Genomic DNA, 26,019 nt, shown 5'->3' with positions numbered 1-26,019 from the left:
TGCTGCAACCGGATCCGTTTTTTTGTTTTTGTATATTTCGGACAGCAGTGTTTTTTTGCCTAAAATTGCGAACTTGATCGTATTCTATCCATAATCAAATTTATAAATCTGATAAACTCTTTTTCTTAAACAATAAATATGGATCATGAGAAGGAATGGAACTCATGCACAAAATTGAAGAAATCAAAGAGACGATAATGTTTTTTTTGCAGCGCAGCGTAACAATAATTGTGGGTTGCTGTTTTGCTTTAATGTGGAATGAATACTACAGCGAGGTCATCATAAATCCGTTCTTCAGAAAAGGCAACTGGGCGGTCATAGTTCTTTATATAGTACTCTACCACCTCTTTACCACTCTTTACGGCGGATACAAGGTCGGCAGCCAGAGGCTCACAGATATAATTTACTCCAACTGGCTCTCCCTTGTCATTGTAAATTCCGTTACGTATCTTCAGATAAGCCTTATCGGCCGGAAATTTATGCCGCTGGGATTATTTGCGATTGTTACAGTCATACAACTGGCGCTGATTTCTCTCTGGGCTAATATTGCCAATCGTGTATACATCAGGATTTTTACTCCGAAAAAATTAATATTCCTTTATAACGGCAATTACCCGGACAATATAATTAATAAGTTTAATGCCCGGCCGGAAAGGTTCCATATAGCGGGAATACATAAGGTCGGCCCGGAAGACAATCGGATCCTTGATTTAATAGCAGGAATAGACGGAGTTGTTATCTACAATCTACAGGACAAAGGCACTGCTGAGATTTTAAAATTATGTGTCGAAAATGGCATTTGCTGTTATCTCCTTCCATCCCTCAGCGATATCCTCCTTAGGACATCAGAAATCATGTACCTTTTTGATACTCCGCTTTTCATCGTAAAAAACGAGGGACTCTATTTGGGGCAGCGTTTTTTCAAGAGGTTGTTTGATGTCCTGTGTTCACTTTTTTTAATCATGTTATTTTGCCCGCTTATCATGATAACAGCTGTATGTATAAAGCTCTGTGACGGAGGCCCGATTATTTACCGGCAGGAACGCTGTTCCCAATACGGCAGGAGATTTAATATTTTAAAATTCCGCAGTATGAAAATTGATGCGGAAATGGACGGAGTCGCAAGGCTTTCAGAAGAAGGCGACCCCAGGATCACCCTTGTTGGGCGTATTATAAGAAAATACAGAATCGATGAGCTGCCGCAGCTTTTCAATATATTGAAAGGCGATATGTCCTTTGTAGGACCAAGACCGGAGCGACCGGAGATAATCGAACAGTACAAAAAAATCGTCCCCGAGTTCGACTACAGGTTAAGCGTAAAGTGCGGACTCACGGGCTATGCGCAGGTTATAGGCCGATATAACACTACCCCGGAAGACAAGCTTAAACTCGACCTTATCTATATCCAGACATATTCACTGATGCAGGATTTCAAAATCCTGCTGATGACTATTAGGTCGGTCCTTTCAAAGGATAGCACGGAAGGTATAAAAAGCGGGGAAAATACGGCTACTCAGACACAAGGAGACAAAAAGTAAGAACGTTCTGTTGTGTTGTTAAGGTGTAGGTTTATAATGAAATAACTGCATCTTAAATTTACTATTTGCTTATCGGCAGAGCTGTAATTTAAAGAAATTTTACTCATTTTTTCTTTTAAATTATTTTTTTATGTCATATAATATCCTAGGTTGTGATTAAAATGCTGAATAATAAAACTAAAAGAGACAAAAAAGTATTATTTGTTGCCACTGTGGTCAAAACTCATATCAATTCCTTTCATCTGCCCTATCTGGAGTGGTTTAAAAAACATGGATGGGAAACACATGTTGCGGCGAGTAATGACTTTATAGATGAAGAGTGTTTTATCCCAAATTGCGATGAATTCCACAACGTATGTTTCACACGCTCTCCAATAACGATCCGTAATATATCGGCCTATCGTCAGCTGAAAAAAATTATCGATGGAAATCACTTTGATATCATACACGCCCACACGCCGGTAGGCGGATTGCTTGCCCGCCTTGCTGCGCGTGATGCACGCAGGAAAGGGACAAAAGTTATCTATACGGCACACGGCTTTCATTTTTATAAAGGAGGACCAAAGATAAAAAATGCGATTTATTTTACAGCGGAGAAAATCGCAGCAAGATGGACAGACCATATCATCGTATTAAATCAGGAAGATTACGATGCAGCCGTAAAATACCTATATCCTGAGAACCAGGTAACATTGATGGACGGCATCGGCATTGATCTGGATAATTATAACATTGAGAAAATCAGCTGCGGGGCGATCAGTAAAATACGGGAAGAGCTGAAACTAGCGCGCGAGGATATAATGATACTTATGATTGCCGAGTTTATAGCAAGAAAACGCCACAAGGACGCAATAGAAGCTTTGGTAAAAACCGGAAACCCTGATCTCCATCTCGCCTTTGCCGGCAGCGGTGCTTTATTGGAAGAAACAAAGAGGCTGGTTCAGGAATACGGCATGAGCAAACAAGTACATTTTCTTGGCTTCAGGAAAGACATCCCGGTTCTTATTGCCGCGTCAAGGGCCACATTGCTCACATCGGAACAGGAAGGACTGCCGCGTTCGGTAATGGAAAGCATGGCGCTCGGCATTCCTGTCATCGGGGCAGATGCCAGGGGCACAAGAGATCTGATATCAGACGGCTGCGGATTGATTTATCCTGTCGGAGATATAAAAAGGTTATCGGAGATATTGAATTTTGTTGCTTTGTCGGAAGAAGCATGTAAAGATATGGTTGAAAAGGCACGCATTAAAGTCCGGACATATGATTTAAAACGGATCATAAGAGAACATGAAACTATTTACAACAATATGGGCAGGGCATAGACGTATGACTGTAACGGTGTTGATGTCCACTTATAACGGCAAAAAATACCTCGTTGAACAAATTGAAAGCATACTCCGCCAAACTTACACGGATCTCAGATTGCTGGTTCGTGACGACGGGTCCTCCGATTCAACTTTAGATATTTTAAAATACTATGGAGATTTGGGGCACCTTGCCTGGTACAGAGGAGCCAATCTGGGACCCGGCAGAAGTTTTTTTGATCTTGTTCAGAACTCGCCTCCATCTGATTTTTACGCATTTGCAGATCAAGACGATGTATGGGATCCGGATAAGATCGAAGCGGCAGTGAAATGTCTGTGCGAAATAAATTCTGATTTGCCTGCCATGTACTGTTCTGCCGTACGGCCTGTAGACTGCGATTTAAACATATTGCCGAATACGGATACAAAAACAAAAGTCCTGCCTTCATTCGGGTTATCATTGGCAGAAAACATTGCCCCCGGATGTACCTTCGTCTTCAATAGAGAATCACTAGAGAAATTCAAAAACTTCAAGTCAGAATATGTCGATATGCATGATTGGGCAATTTACAGGATCATTATGGCGTTTGACGGCATTGTGATTTATGATGAAAATGCACATATAGCTTATAGACAGCATGGAAACAACGTTATAGGTTTTTCAAACCGCGGCATAAAAAAATGGATCGCGCGGTTCAACAGAATCAGGGACAAAAAATACTATAGAATCAGGTCGGCTTTTGCAGAAAATATTAAAAATATATATTACGAGGAATTATCAGAAAAAAACAAGAGGATCCTGGATTTGATAGCAGAATATCATTTATCCGTTATGAGCAGGATAAAACTGGCAATTTCTGATGATATATATATGTCGCACAAAACTGACTCAATGATTTTTTCCGTACTGGCAATTTTAGGGTTGATATAAACTGGTCCATTTCTTTTGCAAAGAGGAGGTCCGCGCATGAAAGGTATTATATTGGCAGGGGGATCTGGCACCCGTCTTTACCCACTGACACTGATAACAAGCAAACAATTGCTCCCTGTATATGACAAGCCGATGATCTATTATCCATTGTCGACCCTTATGCTTGCGGGAATACAGGATATTCTGATTATATCCACTCCTGCTGATCTGCCAAATTTTGAGAAACTTCTTGGTAACGGAAACCAGTTTGGCATAAAGCTCTCATACGAGGTCCAACCTTCGCCTGACGGGCTGGCTCAGGCTTTTCTTATCGGCGAGAAGTTCATAGGCGATGACTGCTGCGCTATGGTTTTAGGCGACAATATCTTTTACGGGAATGGATTCCGCCCCATGCTTAAAGAGGCCACGAATAACGCACAGAACGGCAATGCCACGATTTTCGGATACTATGTCAATGACCCTGAAAGGTTCGGAATTGTCGAATTTACTGAGACCGGCGAGGTCATATCTTTGGAAGAAAAGCCCGAACGGCCCAAATCAAATTATTGTATAACGGGCCTATATTTCTATGATAACAGTGTCGTTCGATATGCCAAACAATTGAGGCCTTCCGCAAGAGGGGAACTTGAGATCACAGATATTAACAGAATCTATCTTGAAAATAAAAAACTTAAAGTCCGGCTGCTTGGCCGGGGATTTGCGTGGCTTGACGCCGGTACTATGGATAGCCTGGTTGATGCCGCGGACTTTATACGCATGATCGAAAAACGCCAGGGGATCAAGATCTCTGCACCGGAAGAAATCGCATTGCTTAATGGCTGGGTTGATAAAGACAATCTTCTTTCTTCCGCAAAACGCTACGGCAACTCACCTTACGGTGAACATTTGATGCGTGTCGCCGAAGGGAAAATTCACTACTGATCGGGGTGTCCTACATGAAAGTAATGATTACAGGCTCCAATGGACAGCTTGGAAGCGAGCTCCGGAGAATCCTACAAAAAGGTGTGTCTGAACTCGGCCCTATTCCAAAGTGTTTTATTGATGCAAAGCTTGATTGTGTTGATATTGAGGATTTGGATATAACAAATCTTTCGGATGTCTCTCGGCATGTTTGTGAATTTGCACCCCAACTTATAATAAACTGTGCTTCATACACTAATGTCGATGCATGCGAGACCCATCAGGATGATGCTTTCAAGGTGAATTCTCTGGGAGCACGCAATATGGCTGTCGGTGCGGAAATGGTAGGGGCAAGAATTATCTATCTTTCTACCGACTATGTCTTTTCAGGGGATGCTTCGAGTCCGTATCGTGAGTATGACAGACCTGAGCCTCAAAATGTATACGGCGCCACAAAACTGGCAGGAGAAAGGTTCGTCAGAGACTTCTGCTCCCGTTGGTTTATAGTCAGGACATCGTGGCTTTACGGATATAACGGCAAAAACTTCGTGAAAACCATAATGCGGCTTGCCAGAGAAAGAGGCACTATAAAAATCGTAAGCGATCAGACAGGGAATCCCACAAATGCAGCCGACCTTTCGCATCACATACTTAAAATTGCTTCTGCCGGTGAATACGGCATATATCACTGCACAGGCAGAGGGACATGCTCATGGTATGATTTTGCAGATAAGATAATCGAGTATTCGGGAATTAAAGCATCTGTTTTTCCCTGCTCTTCAGATGAGTATCAAAGTCCTGTAAAACGCCCCAAATACTCCGCACTTGAACATATGGCGCTGCGCTGCAGCGTTGGGGATGAAATGCGCAAATGGCAGGACGCACTAAAATATTTCTTGGAACGATATGATGGAGAATAGTTAATTCCCGAGATTTTTTAAGGAAACAATATGACATGTTCCTTTTATTTTTTTGAGGTATCATGCGATTTGTTATTATCTTGCATAACATAAATAAAAAGTACATGGGGCGTAGAATATGATATCTGTCGCAATGACGACTTACAAAAGCATCCCGCGTTTTCTATATAAGCAGCTAGACAGCCTCCGCGTACAGACTAGAGAGCCGGACGAGGTCGTTATAGTGGATGATTATTCACAGGACGGGACTAAAGAACGAATAGAGACTTATATATCTGAAAATGGTTTGACTAGATGGAAATTACTATCTAACGATAAAAACCGCGGTTTTAAAAAAACATTCAAAACAGCCATTGCAGAAACTCGAGGCGACCTGATTTTTCTATGTGACCATGATGATATCTGGATGCCGAATAAAATTGAAGTTATGAACGATGTTATATCTGATAATAAAGATATTCTGGTTTTGTGTTCAACATATAAAATAATTGATAGTGAGGACTGTGAAGATACAATCAAGCAAGAAACTATTTACAATATCAATAGAATAAATAAATTATTCAGCAAAAACACCAATTTAAATGAAGTTGTTAAAATAGATTATAGAAAAATGATAAAAGGAAATTATTTCCAGGGTTGTACTTCTTTGATGCGCAAGGAAATAAAAGAGGTTTTTTTAAATTGTTTCGTCGATACAGTCCCCCATGATTATCAAATAAACATGCATACAGCACTAAGGAACGGCCTTGGAGCAATAAATAAACAACTTATATATTACCGCATACACGAAAAAAATACCATTGGGCTTTGTATCTGCAATAAAAAGATTTTGGATATAAATTTAAGGGTAAATATTTTTAAAATATCCTTATATGAAAAACTATTCTTGACTGATTTTGTAAAACAGGCAGCCGTTACTCAATCACAGGCTGAATTTGCAAGAAAATGGGCCTGTTTTAATACCGCAAGACTTGAATCTCTGGAAAACCTTAACATATTCCTTTGGGGTAAAAATTTATTAAAAAATAGCAGCATAATGTCTTATGATATAATTTTAAGCTATGGACTGGACCTTTTTTTGTATAATTATCAGTAAAATGAGGAGGATAATCAATGGCCAACTTCATATTTAACAAGACAGCGATAGAAGGCGTTTTGATAATTGAACCTACGGCCTACAAAGACAAACGCGGCTATTTTATGGAAACATATAACTATAACGAATTCAAATCTGCCGGCATTAATAATATTTTTGTTCAAGACAACCAGTCAAAATCAAAGAAGGGTGTTTTGCGTGGGCTCCATTTTCAGAAAAAATACTCGCAGGCAAAGCTTGTCCGCATAATCAGCGGAGAAGTTTTCGATGTCGCCGTTGACATACGCAAAGGCAGTCAGACATTTGGCGGATGGGTAGGAGCAATGCTGTCAGCGGAAAACAACAAACAGGTTTTTATTCCTAAGGGATTTGCACACGGTTTTCTTGTAATTTCTGACGAAGCTGAATTTTTCTACAAGTGCGATGAATTCTACCATCCTGAGGACGAATGCGGGATCATCTGGAATGACGAGACAATCGGGATCCGGTGGCCGGAAGTGGAAGAAATCATACTTGGGAAAAAAGATATGGATAACCTCAGCTTTAAAGAAATATGCGGTACAGATCTAGGTCTTTGAAGATAGCGTGATCCGGTAATCCGGGATGAGGACAGAGAGCTCAATCAGGAATATTTTTTGGGGCTTTGCCGCTCAGCTGGCAGTGCTGTTACTGGGCTTTGTTTCCAGAAAGGTTTTTCTGGATTATCTGGGGTACGAGGTTCTGGGTATTCAGGGGCTTTTCCAGAATATCGTTTCTTTATTGAATATATCTGATTGCGGCATCGGGGTTGCGATAATATGCACACTGTATAAGCCGCTTGCGTTTGATGACCGCCCCCAGATTTGTTCTCTGATGGCATTTTATGAAAAGGTTTACCGCCTGCTTGCACTCTTTATCCTGACTGTTGGGATCGTGCTCCTTCCGTTCATCAATAACCTGGTAAAGGGAGCCACGTATTCTCCGAACCTTCTCAGAGCGATATTTATCATTTTTGTCGCCGATATCGTGATCTCATATCTTTTTTCATACAAAAGGTCTATTTTACTTGCAGACCAAAACGGATACATATTATCTATATGCTATGCCGTTTATAGTGTCGGACTTCTGTCCGTACAGATGCTCATAGCCAAATACCACTTCGGCATCCTCCTGTTTTTCTCAATCCGCGTAATATTCAGAATAATAGAAAATTCCATCATAACGTATATTGCAAACAGAAAATATTCATATTTAAAGGAAATCAAGGCGGAACCGCTCGCACCGGATATCAGAAATGGCATTTTTGACAACACAAAAGCACTGGCATTTCACTATATCGGAAATTATTTGACCGCGGGAATAAACAACATCGTAATTTCAGCATTCATAAGCGTGGCGGCCGTTGGGATATACGGCAACTACAGCGCCATAATCCTTGCCGCAGCGGGTATGATTTCTCAGTTCTCCGGCGGGATAACGGCAAGCTTTGGCAACATGATAGCCAGGGAATCCAAGGATAACATACTCAGCGTTTTTGAGCTTTCATTTTTCGTCAATTTCATCATATATAACATGGCGGGAGTCACCGCATTCGTTCTTATTACACCTTTTGTCAGGATGTGGATGGGGGAGTCGGGGGTACTTCCATTTTCTGCTGTCTCAATAATAGTAGCTGCGTTCTACCTAAGCGGGATATCTCTACCTCTCGGCGCGATAAGAGCAAGCGCCGGCATCTTCAAACCGGACCGGTATCTGCACATACTGATTGCAGGTATAAATCTCGGACTTTCAATCACACTTGTAAAAATTATCGGGATTACCGGTGTTTTTATAGGAAGTCTGATTTGTATCTGTATAAAAGAGATCGGGGTGTTACCTCATATCGTCTATAAATATCTATTTGAAAAAAAGGCATGGCTCTATTACAGGTTGCTTTTAGCGTTTATTCTATCGACATCGGCTTGTCTTGCCACTGCATCTTCATTGTGCTCATTTGTAAGGATCGAAAGCAGCATAGCGGACTTTATAATCAAGACCCTTATATGCCTGTGCGTGTCAAATATCATTGTTTTCACACTATGGTCGCGTACCAGATATATCTCAGACCTTAAAAGAATTTTGCGCAGCGTCTTAAAAAACTATGGACATGGCAGCCCTGACCAAAAATAGAATGATGGCATGAACAGCCGGGGCATTACATTTTTATTTGATAATTTCGTTATGCGGGCGAATTTTTTTACAGATACCGTCATAGTGGCCTTTAAACATGTAGGAGATGTAATGAAAATCAAAATGGTTAGCGATAAAAACATGCAGAATCCGAAGAGGGGAAAGAGAGCGCCGCAGATTCTTATTACACCATTTTTTGTATAAATCGGAAGGATGGCTCTGCTTGAGCAGCCACGCATTTCTTGTTATGTAATAATATCGCCAGGCAGGGTATCCGTTTGAAATAAAGTACCATCCAAGAAAACGGTATCCCTTCGGTTTTCCCAAAGAGTGGTAGAGGATGGCTGTTGGACTTTCGATAATCTTAAAATTATGCTCATATAATTTTAAATTGAAGTCATGATCCACACAGTCAATGAAAAGGCGATCTGTAAAACCGCCTGAATTGATACCGGCAGATACGTTCGTCAGAGCTCCGGATGTAATGGGCATAGGCAAGTTATCATTTTTTGAGTGCCCCCTAAAGAAAGATTGGAGCCTGCTTATTTTTATGCTGCGTTCAGATTTGACATCGGGGTCATATATCTTTGGATATATGATCCCGATGTCGCTCCGTGACAGATATTCAGACATGCCTGCGAAATAATTCTTACCGCAGATACTGTCCTGATCAAGAGTCAATAGCCACCTGCAACCCTGTTTATTTGCGGTGTTGAGAGATTGATTCAATGCATATGCGATGCCCATATTTTCAGGGTTTCTTATTAGTATGGGTTTTCCCTGAAAACAGCCTGCCAGCATTTTTTCAATCTCAGAGATGTTTTTTGACCCATTTTCCACGATAATGATCCTTTTGACTCCGTTTGACAGAAGTGCGGAAATATTTTTTTTAAGACGGGAAATGTCTGGATTATATGTGACAATGGATGCATAAATATCATTATCCGCAGAAAAATATTTCATTGTGATTACACCTGCTTTGACGGAGGTATGGACTATGATTTATCAGAAGCGTAAGTACTGAAAACACATAAGCTATCATAATTATAATGGAAGATAGCATTCCTGTCTTAAAATTACAAAAATTCCATATCCTGTACAATTAATATCGTTCTCTTCCTCATGACCTTAGTTTGGATGCTATACTCTTTCCCAGACTTATCGCGAAGGGATGTTTTGATTGCGGCAGCCAATTGATATACTTAAAAATATCTTCGGTTATACTTCATTTCGGCCTGGACAGGAGGAGATAATCAGCAATATCCTGAGCGGACGTGACGCACTCGGAATAATGCCTACCGGCGCAGGCAAATCCCTTTGCTACCAGATCCCGGCTGTTCTTACCGACGGAACATCGATAATAATATCTCCGCTTATTTCCCTTATGAAAGACCAGGTGGACGCACTCAGGCAGAACGGAGTACAGGCCGCATCCATAAACAGTTCCATGGAGTGGGATGATGTGGTCTCAATTTTCCGCCTAGTGAGCAGCGGCAGGATAAAACTGCTTTATATAGCTCCTGAACGTTTTGAGAACAATGGTTTTCGGGAGTTTTTTCATTCGATAGAGATCGGACTTGTCATCGTGGACGAGGCTCACTGTGTCTCTCAGTGGGGCCATGACTTTCGCCCCTCTTATCTGAACATCGCGCCGGCCATAAAATCCCTGAAACGGCGTCCCGTCGTTGCGGCGTTCACCGCAACCGCCACCCCCGAGGTTCGCGACGATATCATCCGTCAGCTTGGGCTTGAATCCCCCTTCTCCGTTACAACCGGTTTTGACCGTGAGAACTTATTTTTTCAGGTGGAGCACCCTGCCGACAAGACAAAATTTCTGCTCGACTATGTGAGTAAAATTCCTAATGCCTCAGGCATAGTTTACTGTTCGACACGGAAGCAGGTTGAATCGGTATGCGATAAAATTTGCCGCACAGGCATAAGCGCGGTACGCTATCACGCAGGGCTGGACGATGACGAGAGGCTGCGCAACCAGGAGGCTTTCATATATGACAAGGCAGGTGTAATGGTTGCCACAAATGCTTTCGGAATGGGCATAAACAAATCAAACGTGCGTTATGTGATCCACTACAACATGCCTGCAAACATGGATTCATACTACCAGGAGGCCGGACGTGCCGGACGGGATGGTTTGCCGGCAGACTGCATCCTGCTCTTCGGTCCAAAAGATGTCATGACCGCACGCTTCTTTATCTCACAGTGCGAGGACAGCGGGACAAAAAAATCGGCATACCGAAAACTGCGCGACATGGTCGATTATTGCCACACTACCGGCTGTCTCAGATCATATATACTGAACTATTTCGGGGAAGAAGATGCTCCGGGGAACTGCGGCTCATGCGGCAGCTGCACTTCACAGACGGAGCTTGTCGACGTGACGACAGAGGCTAAAAAGATAATATCCTGCGTTTACCGTATGGCGGAACATACCGGCGGGAGAAAGTTTGGGAGTGCTGTCCTAACTGATGTATTGCGCGGCTCACAGAAGGCCCGGATAAAATCTCTCGGTTTTGATAAAATATCCACATGGGGACTCATGAAAGAATACCGCGTCGACGATGTCCGCGGGATCGTAGATTTCCTCGTCGCTCAGGGTTTTCTGCAGACAGAGGCCGGCGAATTCCCCTTCCTCTCTTTCACTGAGAATTCTTTGCCATTTTTGAAAAGCAGGACAAAACTTCTTATGCGGAAACAGGAGGAGAAGGCTGAAAAAAGACCCCTTCAGAAAAACCGGCATACGGAAACGGTCAACGAGGAACTGTTTGATGTACTGCGCTCATTGCGGAAAGAACTCTCGGCGGCTGAAGGAGTTCCTCCATATATTGTCTTCTCGGACAAAACCCTGGCAGCGATGTGCGATATGCTGCCGTCAGACAAAGACGGATTGCTTGAAGTCCCGGGAGTGGGACAGGCAAAGCTGGAAAAGTACGGGGATGCATTTATCTACGCGATAAACTCATGGAGAGGGGATACAGCCCGCAGGCACTGACGTTATGCGTTGCCCCCTCTGTGAATGAAGCACGGGCCTATCTTTAGGGTATAAGAAAGATAGATGGTTGTATTGTTTTATCCTTTAACAACGTCCGCTGATTTTCCCACGGTCTCGGATTTTCCCTTGTTTTTCCCAGCAGCTTCCATTGCATCGATCTCTTCGATCGTTACTTTTTTATAGCCTTTTGGTTCAGCAAAGAGCTCCATGTTTGGCCTCCCGAGCTTAATGTTCGTATATTCATAGGAGGTCCTGCCGTCCAAGGACTGGGTCTTGACCGGAACGGGGAAATTATCGCGGTACCATTCGTAATACTGGTCTTTTGTCTCTCCCTTGTTGTATTTTACTGTAACCAGAAATTTCTTCAATCTGTAACTGTCGACCATTTCGTGTCCGATGAATTCCCTGGACAGGTCACCTGTGTCAATCTCCTGAGGACTGCTTAGATTCTGCTTCGGCGCTCCGATATACTCCTGCTCGACATAACGCCGGAGTTTCGGGAAGATAAGCCATATTACCTTCTTATCCTCTCTGGTCACCACTATCTCATTGCTGCCGGCTATTTCGTAGCGGGACATATCACCTGCGATGTAGACCTTGCCCTTCTGTTCCGCCCCAGCGTCCTTCTCGATAAAACTGGCGCTGAATTCCGTTGCCATATCTGCCGCAAATGACGCTGCGCAGAACCCCAGAAGTGCTGAAATAACAGCCGCTGTCAAAATATAACGTCTCATGTTATCACCTTTTACGATAGGATTTTCGATAATTATTATACACCGCCCGCCTTTGACCTTTATGCGTGCTTTACCTATTGTTGCAAGGGATTTTTTCACCTCATTGCCGTAAGACTGCATAAGCAGCGGGAGGCCCCGGCAGAGTACAGAGACACTCCTGGATCCTCCCGCTGATCTTGCCGATCCGACGTTAAATGATCGATATAGAGGTAATTGATGTCAAACTATTCCGTGGCTGCTAAGAAACCGCACCCGACATGTCTGGATCGTAGCAAATCTATTTATCGGCGTTTGCCAGCCATGCGACGGCCGAAATTTCCTAGAACGCAGGTACGATCCCCTTCGGGACTAGGTTCTTTATAATATATTCCTTTACTTCCTTTGAGTTTGCGGCCTTTACAAGCGCCTTGATTGCCGGTGTGTTCCTGTCTGCGGCACGGACCGCTATGACATTTGCATAGGGCGAGTCCTTGCCTTCGATGATGATCGCATCCTTTGATGGGATCAGTTTTGCCTCTACTGCAAAGTTCGTATTAATGACAGCTGCGTCAACGTCCTGCAGAGTGCGCGGGAGCTGCGCGGCATCAAGCTCGCGGAACTTTATCTTCCTGGGGTTGTCTGTTATGTCTTTTGCCGTCACAAGTTCTCCCTGTTTTACCTTGATGAGTCCGTTCTTTTCAAGCAGGCGAAGAGCTCGGGCACAGTTCGTCGCATCGTTGGGTATCGCTATCTGCGCTCCGTTTTTCAGCTCATTCAGCTTCTTTATCTTCTGTGAATAAAGACCAAGCGGTTCGATGTGTACCTTCGCGACCCAGACGAGATTAAGATTCTTTTCCCTGTTCATGTTTTCAAGGTAGGGGACATGCTGGAAGAAGTTCGCGTCCAGGCTCTTTTCTGCAAGCGCGATGTTTGGCGTCACGTAATCGGTGAACTCCTTTATCTGGAGGTCATAGCCCTCTTTGGCAAGAAGGCCCTTGACCACGACCATGATATCCTTATGTGGGAATGGTGTAACTCCGATCGTGATGGTCTTGTTTGCGGCAAATGCCGCTGTCGGAATAACGAGCGCGAAAAGCAGTGCGAATATTATCTTTTTCATATTTATCTTCCTTCCTTCCTTTCACGAGGCGGAAACCTCTATATTGATGATATTTCTACTTTATGCATACTTAATGCATAAAGTCCCCCATTAGACCGCACCTTGGACATATCGCAGGCTATGCAGATCCCCCCTCTATTTTATCCGTTCATACATTGCATTGCCGATACTCTGTATAATCTGAACGATGATTATCAGTATCACGACGGAGTAGATCATGACGTCCGTCTGAAACCTGTTGTAGCCATACTTTATGGCCAGGTCGCCAAGTCCGCCGCCGCCCACGACACCGGCCATAGCCGAGTATCCGAGAAGATTTATAGCGACTACCGCCCAGTTAAGGACTATTGATGGCATTGCCTCCCTCACCATTACGCCGAAGACGATCTGCATATCGCCTGCGCCGAAGGAACGCGCCGCCTCAATAACTCCCGGGTCGACTTCAAGCAGGCTGCCCTCCATAAGACGGGCGACAAACGGCGTAGCTGCAATAGTAAGCGGGACTATTGACGCAGTGCTCCCTATCGAAGTCCCCGCTATCAGCCTTGTGAGCGGGATTATCGCAATCATCAGGATGATGAAAGGGAACGAGCGCAGCAGGTTGACAATAAGACTCAGTGTCGAGTATACGGCCCTGTTGGGCCTGAGTCCGTTTGCACCTGTCAGTATCATAACTATCGCGACCCCAAAACCGAAAATTCCCGAAAAAAGCGTCGAGAGTGCGACCATATAGACCGTTTCCCAGAGTGCATACAGAAGCTCATTCACCATCTTTCATTACCTCCCATACCATACCTTTGTTTTTAAGCCATTGAAGGACCCTGTCAAGGTCTTTATCTGCTACATTTATGATGAGGAATCCCATAATATCGTTCCGGTATCTCTCTATCCTTCCACCCACGACGGAAAAGTTCGTGTCAAGTTCGCGCGCCATACTTGTGATAATACTCTCATTCGCTATCTCTCGCGGAAAGACAAGCCTTATATTTGTGCCGGACGGTATGATCGTGTAGTCGTCGTGGATGAGCTTGCGCAGTTCCTCGCCCGGTGCCAGAAAGAGATTGTCCGTCTCGCCGGAAGCCACGATCCTGCCTCCATCGAGTATGGTCACTTTGTTGCAGACCATCTTCACAACCTCCATTTGGTGCGTCACAACGACAATAGTCACTCCAAGCTTCATATTGATATCCATCAGTAGTTCGAGTATTGAGATCGTCGTTTTTGGGTCGAGTGCAGAGGTAGCCTCGTCACATAGGAGTATCTTTGGCTTCAGTGCGAGCGCCCTTGCAATACCTATGCGCTGTTTCTGCCCTCCGCTGAGGTTCCGTATCTTTTCGTCGCGTTTCTCCGTGAGCCCGACAAGCGCCAGGAGCTCCTCCACGCGCGCGGTTGCCTCTTTTTTGGGAACACCCCAGACTTCGAGCGGAAACATTATGTTCTGGTAGACGTTCTTCCTGTTCATGAGGTTGAAGTTCTGGAAAATCATACCCATCTCACGGCGCAGCTCCTTCAGCTTATCCGGCGTAAGCTCGCAGACCTCATGTCCCATAACCCTGACGGAGCCCTCGCTGTAGTCCTCAAGACCGTTGAGACAGCGCAGCAGCGTTGACTTGCCTGCACCGGAGTGCCCGACGATGCCGAAAACATCACCCTGCTCAACATCCAGGGAAATATCCTGAAGCACCTTCATATCGCTGTAATATTTCCCAAGTCCTTTAATGTGTATCATCAAATTTCTCCCTTCGTTAAAAAAAAGCACAAAAAAAGAGACCCGGCTCGAGGCCCGGTCTCTCTGATTTTACAGCAACGACGCCTTAGGCGTCCACTGGATCAGGAGAGGAGCCTCGGGTGTACATGCACATCATCATGCTGCTATTTGCTGCGCTATGTTTCATTATGGTTCCTCCTTCCCCTGAATATATTGCCGAGCATTATAGCCATGCCTATTGCAAATGTCAAGCACCTTTTCTTTTGGGTGTTTTCTTTTGGCGTACCAATACCACAACACGTACCAATACCACGACTTGCACAATACATGGAATTAAGCTAGAATAATCCGCATGATAAAAAATACGACTTCAGTCAATTTTCAATCGGTGTTTTGTTGTTGCTGTACGGAGGGTCCGAAAGGATAACCCGCACGGCTGGGTTCTGCTGTTGCGGTCATAGACGGACAGCAGGTGCAATTTAGTTTCATGGGATAAGCTTTTGGCGAACAGGCCTGCCGCATAAACAGCGACAGGCCTGTTTTTAACCTGTATTTTATAATTTATCGGGTTTCAGTATGTTTTTTTATTTCTGAAGTTTGTAATATATAAAAACAAACACACAAGGAGTGATTTCAATGACAGCATGGGAGTACATAAAAAGCGATTTTGAAGCGGCAATGAGAAATGACCCCGCGATCCCGCGCGGATTCCGCGGAGTATTGGAAGTGGTTTTCTGCACACCGGGATTTTTGGCCATAACCTGTCACAGGGGGCTGCACTTTCTTCATTCAACGATGCATTTGCCCGTTATACCCCGTTTTCTCTCCCTTATCGTCAGATGGTGGACCGGGGTGGAGATACATCCTGGCGCTGAGATAGGCAGCGGCTTCTTCATAGACCATGGGGCCGGCGTCGTAATAGGCGAGACAGCTATTGTCGGAGACAACGTAACTCTCTATCAGGGAGTCACTCTCGGCGGCACAGGCAACGAAAAAGGGAAAAAACGCCATCCTACGCTGGAATCCAATGTCTTCGTAGGAAGCGGGGCAAAGATATTAGGTCCTATAACCATCGGAGCTAATTCACGTATCGGAGCTAACAGCGCCGTGCTGAAGGATGTTCCGCGCAACGCGACCGTTACCGGCATGAGGGCACGTATAGTCAAGATAGACGGCAAAAGGATCAATGAATGCTCTGCCTGCATCAACCCGGAGGAACTCTGGGCAAAGATATTCCGCCTCGAAGAAGAGTTATTTCTACTGAAGAGGGAGGTACGGCATCTAAAGGGTGAAGAGGGACCCGAAAGTGGACCTCGTGCTGACGTGGAGGTCGAAGTGAGACATCGGCCTTAGCTGCGATCGAGATGTGCAGTCGTATATGGCAATGCGGCATGGAAAGCCTGCGCACCTGAGCTTCTCTTATAGGGTCAGGCTTTTTGTGAAATATAAACCCCTGTCAGCACCAGCAGTCCGCCAATTATATAAAATAACGTGATCCTTTCGTTCAGGACAACCGTCGCGGCTATAATTGCCATAGGCGGCGATAGGTACATAAGGTTGTTCGCCTTGACAGCGCCCAGACTCCAGATGACTTTGTTCCAAAGCAGGAAACAGACGGCGGAGGCAAACACTCCGAGGAAAATAAGGTTCGCCATGACATCAAAGCGCATCAAAACATCCGGCCTCCAGTGAAAAGCCTGGGTAAAAAGCAGCGGTACCAGCGACACAAGGGAATAAAAAAAACTCTTTCTGGTGATTACAGCCAAAGAGTAGCTCTTATTGATATCCCTTATCACGATAGAGTAGAACGCAAACGAGAGCGCCGCTCCTATGGCCAGAAAATCGCCGATCGGGTTCAGTTTCAGGACAAAATGCCCATTGAACACGAGCAGAAAAACTCCGGCAAGACCGAATACACAGCCCCAGAGGAAATTTTTTGTGATTTTTTCGTTCTTCGTCATAAAATGAGCGACTACGCCGGTAAGCATCGGTGCAGTGGAGACCAGCAACGCAACGTTTGACGCTGTGCTGTATGAGAGCGCAAAATTTTCACATAGAAAATAGAGCGTGATACCTAAAAATCCGGCAAGGGCAAAAATACATTCCTCCCGTACGCTCCTCGGCTTGATGAATTTCGGGTCTGATACCACGAATATCAGATAGGCAATTATATACCGGTAGACAAGTATCTCTGTGGGAGATAGGAATCTGAGGAGTACTTTTGTTGATACAAAAGTTATGCTCCAGATAAATATTACAAACAGTGCTGTCAGGTAAACAAGGTTTTTTCCTTTGAATTTCATATGATCGTTCTCCCCAATGCCTCAAAATATGCAGGGTATATTGTATACCGTTTTTACGCCGGCGTATAACCCGGCATATTTTATTTTATCGGCAATACTGTTAGCTCAAAAAAGAAATGCCGGCATATCTTTTCATATAATGCCGTTGCTCATACAATACATGCATATAGAAGACATCAGGAGCGTAATGATTTTCCTGAATAACGGAAGGGGCAAAACATCCATGGACGAAAAGATAACACCGCTTGTCTCTATGAAGGGCATCAACAAGATTTTCTACGATTCTTATGCGAATCGTGATGTGGATTTTGACCTGATGCCAGGAGAGGTCCACAGCATCCTCGGGGAAAACGGCGCGGGGAAGACAACTCTTATGAACTGCCTCGCTGGAATATACAGGCCCGATTCCGGAACCATAGAAGTAGGTGGTAGGTCCGTCGTGCTCTCTAACCCGCGTGTCGCGATAGCCAACGGGATTGGCATGGTCCATCAGCACTTCATGCTTGTTCCCGTCTTCTCCGTCTGGGAAAATATGGTCCTTGGGCTTAACGATGAACCCTTCTCCCTCAACAAAAGTAAAATCATCTCCATGATACGGGCGCTTTCGGAGAAGTACGGCATGAAGGTCGACCCTGAGGCAAAGATCTGGCAGCTTTCCATAGGAGAGCAGCAGCGGGTCGAAATATTGAAGATGCTTTACCGCGGCACGAAGGTTTTGATCCTCGACGAACCGACATCCGTCCTTACGCCTCAGGAGACACGGGAACTTTTTTTCACTCTGAAAAATATGACTGCGTCGGGACACGGGATCGTGCTCATTTCACATAAGATAGAAGAAATAATGGAGATATCAGACAGGCTCACCGTGCTGCGCAAGGGCGTAAACATCGGCACTGTGCCTGCAAAGGGCATCTCAAAAGAACAAATCGCGGAAATGATGGTCGGGCATCAGCTCCATGGCATAACCCTCTCTCCTGACAGGCCGGCGCCTGGCGGCACTATGCTTGAATGCAGCGGCATCTGTGCGAAAAACGACAGGAACATACCGGCGCTCACAGACCTTTCGCTCTCGATACGCGCCGGCGAGATACTCGGTGTGGCAGGCGTCGACGGCAACGGGCAGGATGAGCTTTGTGATGTCATTGCAGGGTTGCGGGTTCCTGAAAGCGGCCGGGTCATAGTCGGCGGCAAAGACTTAACAGGCAGGTGTACCCGTGATTTTATAGGTTCAGGCATAAGCTATATCCCTGCAGACAGGAAGGGGGTCGGTCTCATCCCAAACATGAATTTAGAGGAAAATATGCCTCTCAAAAACTATTGGGAACCGCCTGTCGAAATAAAAAAATTTTTCATGGATTGGAAATACATTTCCGGATTTGCTGAGGAGCGCGTCAAAAAATACGACGTCAGCGCTCCTTCGATGCGTGCGCCTGTACGAGTACTCTCAGGAGGAAACCTCCAGAAACTCATGCTGTCAAGAGAGATATCCGACGACACAAAGGTCATAATCGCAATGCAGCCGACCTGGGGCCTTGATGTGGGAGCCACGGAGTTCGTACACCAGCGTCTCATGGAGGCACGCGACAGAGGTGTCGCCATACTGCTCATATCGAAAGACCTTCAGGAACTTCAGTCGATCTCCGACAGGATCGCAGTCATGTACTGCGGTTCTGTGACAGGAATCATAGATGATCCCCAGAACACGGATGCAGAGACCCTCGGCCTTATGATGGCAGGCATCAAAGTTTAAAATGGTATAACTTTAGTGATAAGATATTTTTCAGGCAATATAAGTTCAGCGATATATTCTGCCTCAATTAAATTTTTATCTACGTCTTTCCTTTTTCCGCATAAATGATAGAATCTACTCTAGCGCCAAAATTTGGCGCATTTTGGTGTTGTTTTTAAAAATCACTATTTGTTAAAGCCAAGGGGGAAGGAAACAGATGAAACTTCCGACATTCTGGGGCGGCATACACCCGCCGCAGAAGAAAGAATTTACATTAAATGAATCTATTGTTGAGTATCTGCCAAAGGGAGAGCTTGTTTTCCCGATGGCGCAGAATCTTGGAGCCCCGTGTCAGCCTGTGGTTAAAAAGGGTGATAATGTGCTTGTGGGACAGAAACTAGGGAATAATGACGCTTTTGTGTCCGCCCCGGTCCTTTCGAGCGTATCCGGCACAGTTAAGGATGTAGCTATGCGGATGACATCTTCCGGTACACTTGAGAACTGCGTGATCGTAGAGAACGACGGGAGATACGAGAAGGATCCGTCTTGGACCCCTATGGATAACTATGAGGAAGCAGATCCAAAGGAATACCTCAAGCGCATTCGCGAAGCAGGCATAGTCGGTTTCGGCGGCGCAACTTTCCCGACGGCGGTAAAACTTTCACCTCCGCCGGATAAAATCATTAAGTGGCTCATCGTGAACGGTGCGGAGTGTGAACCATACCTTAACTGTGACAATCGTCTCATGCTTGAACAGCCCGGTAAAATTGTCGGAGGGCTGCGTCTTGTCATGAGGTTATTTCCTGATGCAGAGGGGATAATCGCCATAGAGGACAATAAACCTCAGGCTATCGATATTATGGAGGCCGAGATCAAAAAACAGGGCACAGTGAAAATGACAGTCAGGGCTCTCCCTGTAAAATATCCCCAGGGTGCGGAAAAAATGCTCATAGAAACACTGACCGGACAGGAATACGTCATTACGGCACTCCCGGCCGACGTTGGCTGCATCATACTGAATGTGCGCACTGTCCACCAGATATGGGAAGCAATAGCAGAAGGAGAACCATCAGTCACACGGGTAGTTTCGGTTACCGGCGAAGCTGTTGCAAATCCGAAAAACATTCACGTTCCTCTCGGAACTTCGGTACGCGAGCTGATCGATCTGTGCGGCGGCTTCAAGGAGCAGCCGGTCAAGATCCTTTCAGGCGGGCCTATGATGGGGATAGCGCTTCGTACCATAGATGTCCCGGTCGTCAAGGGTACATCCGGCATTCTGGCGCTGACAGCAGATTCGGCATATCTAGCGCCTGAATCATCGTGCATCCGCTGCGGACGGTGCATCAAAGCATGTCCTATGGGCGTCATGCCGAACGTGCTGAACCCCCTCGTTCTGATGCGCGACTATAAGACATTTGAAGAAAAAGGCGGAATGAACTGCATAGAGTGCGGGAGCTGCACATATGTGTGTCCGGCCAACCGGCACCTCACACAGTCATGCCGCGACGGCAAGGCTGCCGTTATGGCAATGCGCAGAAAGGCGGCGAACAAATAATGGAACGCCTCCTGGCAGTATCAAGCTCACCTCATATCCATTCTCCGGTTGATACGCGCAAGATCATGACATGGGTGCTTATTGCCCTGGCTCCCGCCGGATTTGCGGGGATCTATTTCTTCGGGCTTCGGGCAGCTCTGGTTATGGCGGTCTGCGTAGCAAGCTGCAAAATTTCCGAGTTTATATGGCAGAAGATGGCAAAACAGACCATAACGGTTGGGGATATGTCTGCCGCCGTCACAGGGCTACTTTTGGCCTATAACCTCCCGCCGGCGATACCCCTCTGGATGGCATCGGTCGGAAGTGTTTTCGCGATTATAATCGTCAAACAGTTCTTCGGCGGCATAGGCTGCAACATCGTAAACCCCGCTCTCGCAGGACGTGCGATGATGCTTACAAGCTGGCCCGTTCCGATGACAACATGGGCTATTGACGGGGTATCAGGAGCCACTCCCCTTGCAGTGATAAAGACAGGCACGACAGCCAATCTTCCTGATCTCTACAATATATTCATCGGGCACGTCGGGGGATGTATAGGGGAAACTTCAGCCGCTGCACTTCTCATAGGGTTCGGGATCCTTCTTTATAAAGATATAGTCGACTGGCATATTCCCGTCGTCTATATAGCGACGGTAGCGGCCCTAAGCGCTGTATTCGGCAGAGCGGCAGGCCCTTTATATGAGATTTTTACAGGCGGACTTTTCCTTGGTGCGATTTTCATGGCAACAGATTATACCACATCTCCGATGACAAGGAAGGGACAGGTCATATTCGCGCTTGGCTGCGGGGTGCTTACCTCTCTGATAAGGACTTTCGGCGGATATCCCGAGGGCGTATCTTACTCAATACTTATCATGAACCTCACTGTCCCTCTTATAGACAGATTCGCTGTACCGCGTATCTTCGGGGAGGTGAAGAAACATGTCTAAGATAATCAGACTTGGAGTAGTACTCTTCATCATCACCGCGGTAACCGGACTCATACTTGGCGGCGTCTACACTATGACGCTTGAGCCGATCCGGACAGCAAAAGAGCGGGAAAAGATGGAGGCTCTGGCAGCTACGCTTCCCGGAGCAACAGATTTTAAAACAGTAAAGATCACAGGTAACCCGGGGATAATCAAGGAGATCAACGAGGGCACTTCCGGCGGCAAGCTTGTCGGTTATACCATAACCGTAACACCTAAGGGCTACGGCGGACCGATCGAAATGGTCGTCGGGATCAGCAGTGAGGGACAGCTGATGGACATCAGGATACTTACCCACAACGAAACCCCTGGACTGGGCGCAAAAGCGCCGGATCCGGCTTTCTCCGGCCAGTTCAAGAACAGGAAAGTCAGCAGACTGAATGTAACTAAGACCTCTGCGGCTTCTGACAACGAGATCCAGGCAATCTCCGGTGCGACAATAACATCAACCGCTGTTGTGACAGGCGTTAATACCGCGCTCAACTACTGGAAAATAAATCTCAAGGGCGGCGGGAATAAGCATGTTTCTATTGCCGTTCCTGTTTCCACTGCAATTGACGCAGTAAGCTCCGCATCAAAGAAAAGAGGTGTGAATTAGTGATGATGAATCCTCTCAGACTAATCACAAACGGGGTAATCAGAGAAAACCCGACATTTGTACTGGTGCTTGGTCTCTGTCCGACTCTCGCGGTGACTACAAGTGCCGTAAACGGCTTCGGCATGGGAATTGCCGCAACTGCGGTACTCATTGGTTCTAACATAATGATTTCCGCGCTACGCAAGTTCATACCGGACGAGATACGCATCCCGGCGTTTATAGTCGTTATTGCAGGTTTCGTTACGGTGGTACAGCTTCTGATCTCGGCTTACGCCCCTGCGCTTAACAAGTCGCTTGGAATTTTCATACCGCTGATTGTCGTCAACTGCATAATCCTGGCCCGCGCAGAGGCGTTCGCGTTCAAGAACGGTGTTATAGACTCACTGTTTGACGGAGTCGGCATGGGCTTGGGCTTCACGCTGGCGCTGACTTTCATCGGCGGCCTCCGCGAACTTCTAGGCAATGGCTCAATATTCGATCACGCTGTCATACCGGCGTTATATCAGCCTGCACTGCTTGTTATCCTTGCTCCCGGCGGTTTTATCACACTTGGCATTCTTATTGCGCTCTTCAGACACATTCAGATGCGCAAGGAAGAGTCGGTGACAGGGTTCGCCCCAGCTTTTGACGGATGGGAAAAACTTAACGCATGCGAAGGCTGCAGCCTCAGAGCAGTCTGCGGAGGCGGCAACGCCACTGTTCCATGCGCAAAAGAGCAAAAGGAAGGTGATGCGTGATGTCGCTGCTTGCCCTCTTCTTCGGAGCCATATTTGTAAACAACATACTTCTCGCGCGCTTCCTCGGCTGCTGCCCGTTTCTTGGGGTATCAAGCAGGCTTGAGACCGCAAAAGGGATGGGTATTGCTGTCATCTTCGTAATTGTGTTTGCGTCGACGATGACGTGGCTGGCTTACACCTTTATACTTGTTCCGCTCGGTCTCGAATATCTCTATACACTCTCGTTCATTCTCATAATAGCGGCGCTGGTACAGTTCGTGGAGATAGTACTCAAGAAGGTGCAGCCGGGCCTCTATAAGTCGCTCGGTATATTCCTCCCGCTCATTACGACAAACTGCGCGGTACTTGGCGTTGCCGTCATTAATATGAACGAAAAATACACACTCGCCGAATCCGTTGTCCATGCGCTGGGTGCGTCGACGGGTTTCCTTCTCGCAATTATTTTGATGGCAGGTATACGTGAGAGGATAGAGATCAGCCAGAACATGCCTAAGTGTCTGCGCGGGCTCCCAATAGCGCTTGTAACCGCGGGCCTTATGTCCATTGCTTTCATGGGCTTCAGCGGGATCATAAAGTAGTAGGGGGGCTTATGAGATGATGACCGGAATACTTTATCCTACGATCATAATGGGAGGACTCGGACTCATATTCGGGATCCTTCTTGCTTTTGCATCAAAAAAATTCTTTGTGAAGATTGACCCTCGTCAGGCTGATATACGCGCCGCACTGCCTGGTGCGAACTGTGGCGGCTGCGGATTCCCCGGCTGCGACAGTTTTGCGGAGGCCCTTGTCGCCGGCAACGCCAGGGTCAGCGGCTGCGCTGCGGGCGGAACTGCGCTTGCAGAAAAAATCGCGGACATTCTGGGAGTTGAAGTGTCAACCGAAGAGCCTAAGATCGCTTTTCTCAAATGCAAGGGTTCACCCGACAAGACAGTAAAGAACTGCGTCTACGTCGGAGTATATGACTGCCGCGAAGCCGCGGTTGTCCCGGGCAATGGCCCAACCTCCTGTAAGTTTAGCTGTATGGGGCTTGGAACTTGCGTCAGAGTCTGCCCTTTCAGTGCAATAAAGATCGAGAATGGCCTCGCAGTAGTAGATGTGGAAAAGTGTGTAGGCTGCGGCGCATGTGTGGGACAGTGTCCACGTGATGTCCTGGCTCTTGTGCCGCGCAAGGCGAAGGTCCAGGTCTCCTGTAACTCACCACTAAAGGGTCCTGATGTCAAAAAATCCTGCTCAGTTGGCTGCATCGGCTGTACATTGTGCGTAAAGACCTGCCCTGTGCAAGCCATAGAGATGAAGGACGCCCTTGCGTACATCGACCCCGAAAAATGCATAAACTGTGGACTCTGCGCGACAAAATGCCCTACCGGCTGTATCACGGACCGCAGACCTCAGAAAGATGCTTTATCGGCTGAGCCGAGCCTTCAGGCCTAACTAAGAGATCAAATATCCATACAAAAAATGAGATGATTCCGCATACGTGGAGTCATCTTTTTTTGCCATATACATAATTAACGGCAACAATATTACATTCCGGGATAATCGAAATCCTGAACCTCAAGCGCTGCATAAGCCGCGGCTATTTCTTCCATCTCTGCAGCTAAAACGGCGGAATCCTGTTCTTTTGCCGCTTCGTCCTTCAAACTGTATTTCTTAAAAAAGCTGTTGTCTGGGTTGGCTCCGGCTGCGCCGAAGATATCATGGTACATCATAAGGTCTACAGGCATGTCAAAATCTTTAGCTACGTCTTCATAGCCGAAGAGCACCCAGATCTCCCTGAAGCCGGACCATGCTATCGCAGAGATGCACATAGAACAAGGGTCGTGGCTTGCAACAAAAATGCAGTCCTCCGGTGCAGGACGATCCTTAAGTGCGAAGAACCGCTGAATCGTGTCGATCTCCCCGTGATAAATGGGGTTACTCTGTCTGTTGTTAGTACCGGCGACAACGGTTTCAAGTGTCCGTGCATCGATAACGAGACCTCCGAAGACATGGTTGCCCGCGGCAACGCTCTTACGCGTAAGCGGCAAAAGGTCATTTTGTATGGCTTTGATTATGCATTCTATTTTTCTCATTCACCTCTTACTCCCAGTTTTTGATGTCAGCAGCGGAGTCTTCTCCGCCTTCCTTCCCGTCAGAACCATAGGAGATAATGTCAAAATCTCCATGTTCGCCGGGACATTCGTAGAAAAATTCGCGCCCCCACGCATCTTTAGGTACTTTTTTCATATAACCGCCTTTTTTATAGTTAAGCGGCTCAGGAGGCATAGTAAGCTCTTTGACAAGTGCCTCGAGTCCTTGGTCCGTAGTAGGATAAAAGCCGTTGTCAAGATGGAAGAGCCCCAGGACCTGTTCAAGCTGCGCTATCTGTGTTGCTGTCGTCTTGCGCTTCGCATCGTCGCTCTGCCCGATAAGACGCGGCCCTACCAGCGCGGACAGCAGACCTATGATAACGACGACTATCATTATCTCGATAAGCGTGAAACCGCGATGTCTTCTTATAGCACCAGGATCGTCTTTACTTTTGCCCATCAAGGAACCGCCTCCCAAAAAATCATATAGCTTTTGTTAATTATATCATTAAAAAACAGCGCTTCTGCAAAACGCTGAAAGCTCTGTTCTTGGATCGATCCCGGCGGCGACCTACTCTGGGTGGAAAAACTAAGTTCGACAACGGAAATCTTAAATTTCCTGTCTCACTCATCCCACAGATACCCTCTGCAGTACCATCGGCGAAGGACTTG

General features: G+C 46.2%; 25 protein-coding genes. 17 read left to right on the top strand and 8 right to left on the bottom strand.

From position 1 onward, the window contains the following. Positions 1-164: 164 nt before the first annotated feature. The 8 genes from LLF78_01830 (at position 165) to LLF78_01795 (ending at position 8,837) form a co-directional block, all read left to right on the top strand. Positions 165-1,538, top strand: a complete 1,374-nt coding sequence (locus LLF78_01830; protein ID MCE5201241.1) for a sugar transferase — start codon at positions 165-167, stop codon at positions 1,536-1,538. Between the two features lie 161 nt (positions 1,539-1,699). Continuing rightward, positions 1,700-2,860: a glycosyltransferase family 4 protein gene (locus tag LLF78_01825; GenBank protein MCE5201240.1), complete on the top strand. Its 1,161-nt coding sequence runs from the start codon at positions 1,700-1,702 to the stop codon at positions 2,858-2,860. A 4-nt stretch (positions 2,861-2,864) separates the two neighbouring features. Further along, entirely contained in the window at positions 2,865-3,773 is a 909-nt protein-coding gene (locus LLF78_01820; GenBank protein MCE5201239.1) for a glycosyltransferase family 2 protein, read from the top strand. Positions 3,774-3,809: 36 nt separating this feature from the next. Beyond that, complete coding sequence (gene rfbA / locus LLF78_01815; protein MCE5201238.1) at positions 3,810-4,694, top strand: glucose-1-phosphate thymidylyltransferase RfbA; 885 nt, start codon at positions 3,810-3,812, stop codon at positions 4,692-4,694. A 14-nt stretch (positions 4,695-4,708) separates the two neighbouring features. Next, complete coding sequence (rfbD, locus tag LLF78_01810) at positions 4,709-5,593, top strand: dTDP-4-dehydrorhamnose reductase (GenBank protein ID MCE5201237.1); 885 nt, start codon at positions 4,709-4,711, stop codon at positions 5,591-5,593. Positions 5,594-5,711: 118 nt separating this feature from the next. Continuing rightward, complete coding sequence (locus LLF78_01805) at positions 5,712-6,689, top strand: glycosyltransferase (GenBank protein ID MCE5201236.1); 978 nt, start codon at positions 5,712-5,714, stop codon at positions 6,687-6,689. Between the two features lie 17 nt (positions 6,690-6,706). Beyond that, the gene (gene rfbC, locus LLF78_01800; protein ID MCE5201235.1) at positions 6,707-7,267 is read left to right on the top strand and encodes a dTDP-4-dehydrorhamnose 3,5-epimerase; all 561 of its coding nucleotides are present in this window, start codon (positions 6,707-6,709) and stop codon (positions 7,265-7,267) included. Positions 7,268-7,541: 274 nt separating this feature from the next. Continuing rightward, positions 7,542-8,837, top strand: a complete 1,296-nt coding sequence (locus LLF78_01795; protein ID MCE5201234.1) for a hypothetical protein — start codon at positions 7,542-7,544, stop codon at positions 8,835-8,837. A gap of 33 nt (positions 8,838-8,870) precedes the next feature. On the opposite strand, the gene LLF78_01790 is transcribed toward LLF78_01795, so the two are convergent. Further along, positions 8,871-9,800 (bottom strand): glycosyltransferase, encoded by a 930-nt coding sequence (locus LLF78_01790; GenBank protein ID MCE5201233.1) that lies wholly within the window; start codon positions 9,798-9,800, stop codon positions 8,871-8,873. A 217-nt stretch (positions 9,801-10,017) separates the two neighbouring features. Here LLF78_01790 and recQ point away from each other — a divergent pair, with 217 nt between their 5' ends. After that, the gene (gene recQ, locus LLF78_01785) at positions 10,018-11,844 is read left to right on the top strand and encodes a DNA helicase RecQ (GenBank protein ID MCE5201232.1); all 1,827 of its coding nucleotides are present in this window, start codon (positions 10,018-10,020) and stop codon (positions 11,842-11,844) included. 77 nt (positions 11,845-11,921) lie between these two features. Here recQ and LLF78_01780 read toward each other — a convergent pair whose 3' ends face one another. From LLF78_01780 to LLF78_01765, 4 genes are all read right to left on the bottom strand, one after another. After that, the gene (locus LLF78_01780; GenBank protein MCE5201231.1) at positions 11,922-12,698 is read right to left on the bottom strand and encodes a hypothetical protein; all 777 of its coding nucleotides are present in this window, start codon (positions 12,696-12,698) and stop codon (positions 11,922-11,924) included. Positions 12,699-12,897: 199 nt separating this feature from the next. Next, positions 12,898-13,677 carry a MetQ/NlpA family ABC transporter substrate-binding protein gene (locus tag LLF78_01775; GenBank protein MCE5201230.1) on the bottom strand — a complete coding sequence of 260 codons (780 nt, stop codon included), beginning with the start codon at positions 13,675-13,677 and terminating at the stop codon, positions 12,898-12,900. Between the two features lie 135 nt (positions 13,678-13,812). Further along, positions 13,813-14,448, bottom strand: a complete 636-nt coding sequence (locus tag LLF78_01770) for an ABC transporter permease (GenBank protein MCE5201229.1) — start codon at positions 14,446-14,448, stop codon at positions 13,813-13,815. Beyond that, entirely contained in the window at positions 14,438-15,406 is a 969-nt protein-coding gene (locus LLF78_01765) for a methionine ABC transporter ATP-binding protein (protein MCE5201228.1), read from the bottom strand. The genes LLF78_01770 and LLF78_01765 overlap by 11 nt, the downstream gene beginning before the upstream one ends. A 615-nt stretch (positions 15,407-16,021) precedes the next feature. Here LLF78_01765 and LLF78_01760 point away from each other — a divergent pair. Continuing rightward, positions 16,022-16,738 (top strand): serine O-acetyltransferase, encoded by a 717-nt coding sequence (locus LLF78_01760; protein ID MCE5201227.1) that lies wholly within the window; start codon positions 16,022-16,024, stop codon positions 16,736-16,738. A 74-nt stretch (positions 16,739-16,812) separates the two neighbouring features. Here the strand turns inward: LLF78_01760 and LLF78_01755 are convergent, their stop codons facing one another. Further along, positions 16,813-17,688: a DMT family transporter gene (locus LLF78_01755; GenBank protein MCE5201226.1), complete on the bottom strand. Its 876-nt coding sequence runs from the start codon at positions 17,686-17,688 to the stop codon at positions 16,813-16,815. A 223-nt stretch (positions 17,689-17,911) separates the two neighbouring features. Between LLF78_01755 and LLF78_01750 the strand changes: the two genes are divergently transcribed. The 7 genes from LLF78_01750 (at position 17,912) to LLF78_01720 (ending at position 24,709) form a co-directional block, all read left to right on the top strand. Continuing rightward, a complete protein-coding gene (locus LLF78_01750) occupies positions 17,912-19,438 on the top strand; it encodes an ABC transporter ATP-binding protein (protein MCE5201225.1) in 1,527 nt (508 codons plus the stop codon). A 196-nt stretch (positions 19,439-19,634) separates the two neighbouring features. Next, entirely contained in the window at positions 19,635-20,972 is a 1,338-nt protein-coding gene (gene rsxC, locus LLF78_01745; protein MCE5201224.1) for an electron transport complex subunit RsxC, read from the top strand. Further along, positions 20,972-21,901, top strand: a complete 930-nt coding sequence (locus tag LLF78_01740; GenBank protein ID MCE5201223.1) for an RnfABCDGE type electron transport complex subunit D — start codon at positions 20,972-20,974, stop codon at positions 21,899-21,901. Before rsxC ends, LLF78_01740 begins: the two co-directional genes overlap by 1 nt. Continuing rightward, positions 21,894-22,538 carry an RnfABCDGE type electron transport complex subunit G gene (locus LLF78_01735; protein MCE5201222.1) on the top strand — a complete coding sequence of 215 codons (645 nt, stop codon included), beginning with the start codon at positions 21,894-21,896 and terminating at the stop codon, positions 22,536-22,538. Before LLF78_01740 ends, LLF78_01735 begins: the two co-directional genes overlap by 8 nt. Before the next feature lie 2 nt (positions 22,539-22,540). Continuing rightward, entirely contained in the window at positions 22,541-23,275 is a 735-nt protein-coding gene (locus LLF78_01730; protein ID MCE5201221.1) for an electron transport complex subunit E, read from the top strand. After that, positions 23,275-23,853, top strand: a complete 579-nt coding sequence (rsxA, locus tag LLF78_01725; GenBank protein MCE5201220.1) for an electron transport complex subunit RsxA — start codon at positions 23,275-23,277, stop codon at positions 23,851-23,853. The genes LLF78_01730 and rsxA overlap by 1 nt, the downstream gene beginning before the upstream one ends. A 19-nt stretch (positions 23,854-23,872) precedes the next feature. Next, positions 23,873-24,709 carry a Fe-S cluster domain-containing protein gene (locus tag LLF78_01720; GenBank protein MCE5201219.1) on the top strand — a complete coding sequence of 279 codons (837 nt, stop codon included), beginning with the start codon at positions 23,873-23,875 and terminating at the stop codon, positions 24,707-24,709. Between the two features lie 92 nt (positions 24,710-24,801). Here the strand turns inward: LLF78_01720 and LLF78_01715 are convergent, their stop codons facing one another. Next, the gene (locus tag LLF78_01715; protein ID MCE5201218.1) at positions 24,802-25,350 is read right to left on the bottom strand and encodes a deaminase; all 549 of its coding nucleotides are present in this window, start codon (positions 25,348-25,350) and stop codon (positions 24,802-24,804) included. A gap of 7 nt (positions 25,351-25,357) precedes the next feature. After that, positions 25,358-25,807 (bottom strand): type II secretion system major pseudopilin GspG, encoded by a 450-nt coding sequence (gspG, locus tag LLF78_01710; protein ID MCE5201217.1) that lies wholly within the window; start codon positions 25,805-25,807, stop codon positions 25,358-25,360. Positions 25,808-26,019 lie beyond the last annotated feature (212 nt).

The organism is Synergistaceae bacterium, assembly GCA_021372895.1.
Lineage (GTDB): Bacteria > Synergistota > Synergistia > Synergistales > Synergistaceae > JAJFTP01.
The sequence above is the reverse complement of the archived record's forward strand: the minus strand, read 5'-3'. Positions and strand labels throughout refer to the sequence as shown.

Coding starts and splice junctions, on each gene's coding strand:
- LLF78_01830 (MCE5201241.1), top strand. CDS start 165: ATGCACAAAATTGAAGAAATCAAAGAGACGATAATGTTTTTTTTGCAG.
- LLF78_01825 (MCE5201240.1), top strand. CDS start 1,700: ATGCTGAATAATAAAACTAAAAGAGACAAAAAAGTATTATTTGTTGCC.
- LLF78_01820 (MCE5201239.1), top strand. CDS start 2,865: ATGACTGTAACGGTGTTGATGTCCACTTATAACGGCAAAAAATACCTC.
- rfbA (MCE5201238.1), top strand. CDS start 3,810: ATGAAAGGTATTATATTGGCAGGGGGATCTGGCACCCGTCTTTACCCA.
- rfbD (MCE5201237.1), top strand. CDS start 4,709: ATGAAAGTAATGATTACAGGCTCCAATGGACAGCTTGGAAGCGAGCTC.
- LLF78_01805 (MCE5201236.1), top strand. CDS start 5,712: ATGATATCTGTCGCAATGACGACTTACAAAAGCATCCCGCGTTTTCTA.
- rfbC (MCE5201235.1), top strand. CDS start 6,707: ATGGCCAACTTCATATTTAACAAGACAGCGATAGAAGGCGTTTTGATA.
- LLF78_01795 (MCE5201234.1), top strand. CDS start 7,542: ATGGCATTTTATGAAAAGGTTTACCGCCTGCTTGCACTCTTTATCCTG.
- LLF78_01790 (MCE5201233.1), bottom strand. CDS start 9,800: ATGAAATATTTTTCTGCGGATAATGATATTTATGCATCCATTGTCACA.
- LLF78_01780 (MCE5201231.1), bottom strand. CDS start 12,698: ATGCAGTCTTACGGCAATGAGGTGAAAAAATCCCTTGCAACAATAGGT.
- LLF78_01775 (MCE5201230.1), bottom strand. CDS start 13,677: ATGAAAAAGATAATATTCGCACTGCTTTTCGCGCTCGTTATTCCGACA.
- LLF78_01770 (MCE5201229.1), bottom strand. CDS start 14,448: ATGGTGAATGAGCTTCTGTATGCACTCTGGGAAACGGTCTATATGGTC.
- LLF78_01765 (MCE5201228.1), bottom strand. CDS start 15,406: ATGATACACATTAAAGGACTTGGGAAATATTACAGCGATATGAAGGTG.
- LLF78_01760 (MCE5201227.1), top strand. CDS start 16,022: ATGACAGCATGGGAGTACATAAAAAGCGATTTTGAAGCGGCAATGAGA.
- LLF78_01755 (MCE5201226.1), bottom strand. CDS start 17,688: ATGAAATTCAAAGGAAAAAACCTTGTTTACCTGACAGCACTGTTTGTA.
- LLF78_01750 (MCE5201225.1), top strand. CDS start 17,912: ATGGACGAAAAGATAACACCGCTTGTCTCTATGAAGGGCATCAACAAG.
- rsxC (MCE5201224.1), top strand. CDS start 19,635: ATGAAACTTCCGACATTCTGGGGCGGCATACACCCGCCGCAGAAGAAA.
- LLF78_01740 (MCE5201223.1), top strand. CDS start 20,972: ATGGAACGCCTCCTGGCAGTATCAAGCTCACCTCATATCCATTCTCCG.
- LLF78_01735 (MCE5201222.1), top strand. CDS start 21,894: ATGTCTAAGATAATCAGACTTGGAGTAGTACTCTTCATCATCACCGCG.
- LLF78_01730 (MCE5201221.1), top strand. CDS start 22,541: ATGATGAATCCTCTCAGACTAATCACAAACGGGGTAATCAGAGAAAAC.
- rsxA (MCE5201220.1), top strand. CDS start 23,275: ATGTCGCTGCTTGCCCTCTTCTTCGGAGCCATATTTGTAAACAACATA.
- LLF78_01720 (MCE5201219.1), top strand. CDS start 23,873: ATGACCGGAATACTTTATCCTACGATCATAATGGGAGGACTCGGACTC.
- LLF78_01715 (MCE5201218.1), bottom strand. CDS start 25,350: ATGAGAAAAATAGAATGCATAATCAAAGCCATACAAAATGACCTTTTG.
- gspG (MCE5201217.1), bottom strand. CDS start 25,807: ATGGGCAAAAGTAAAGACGATCCTGGTGCTATAAGAAGACATCGCGGT.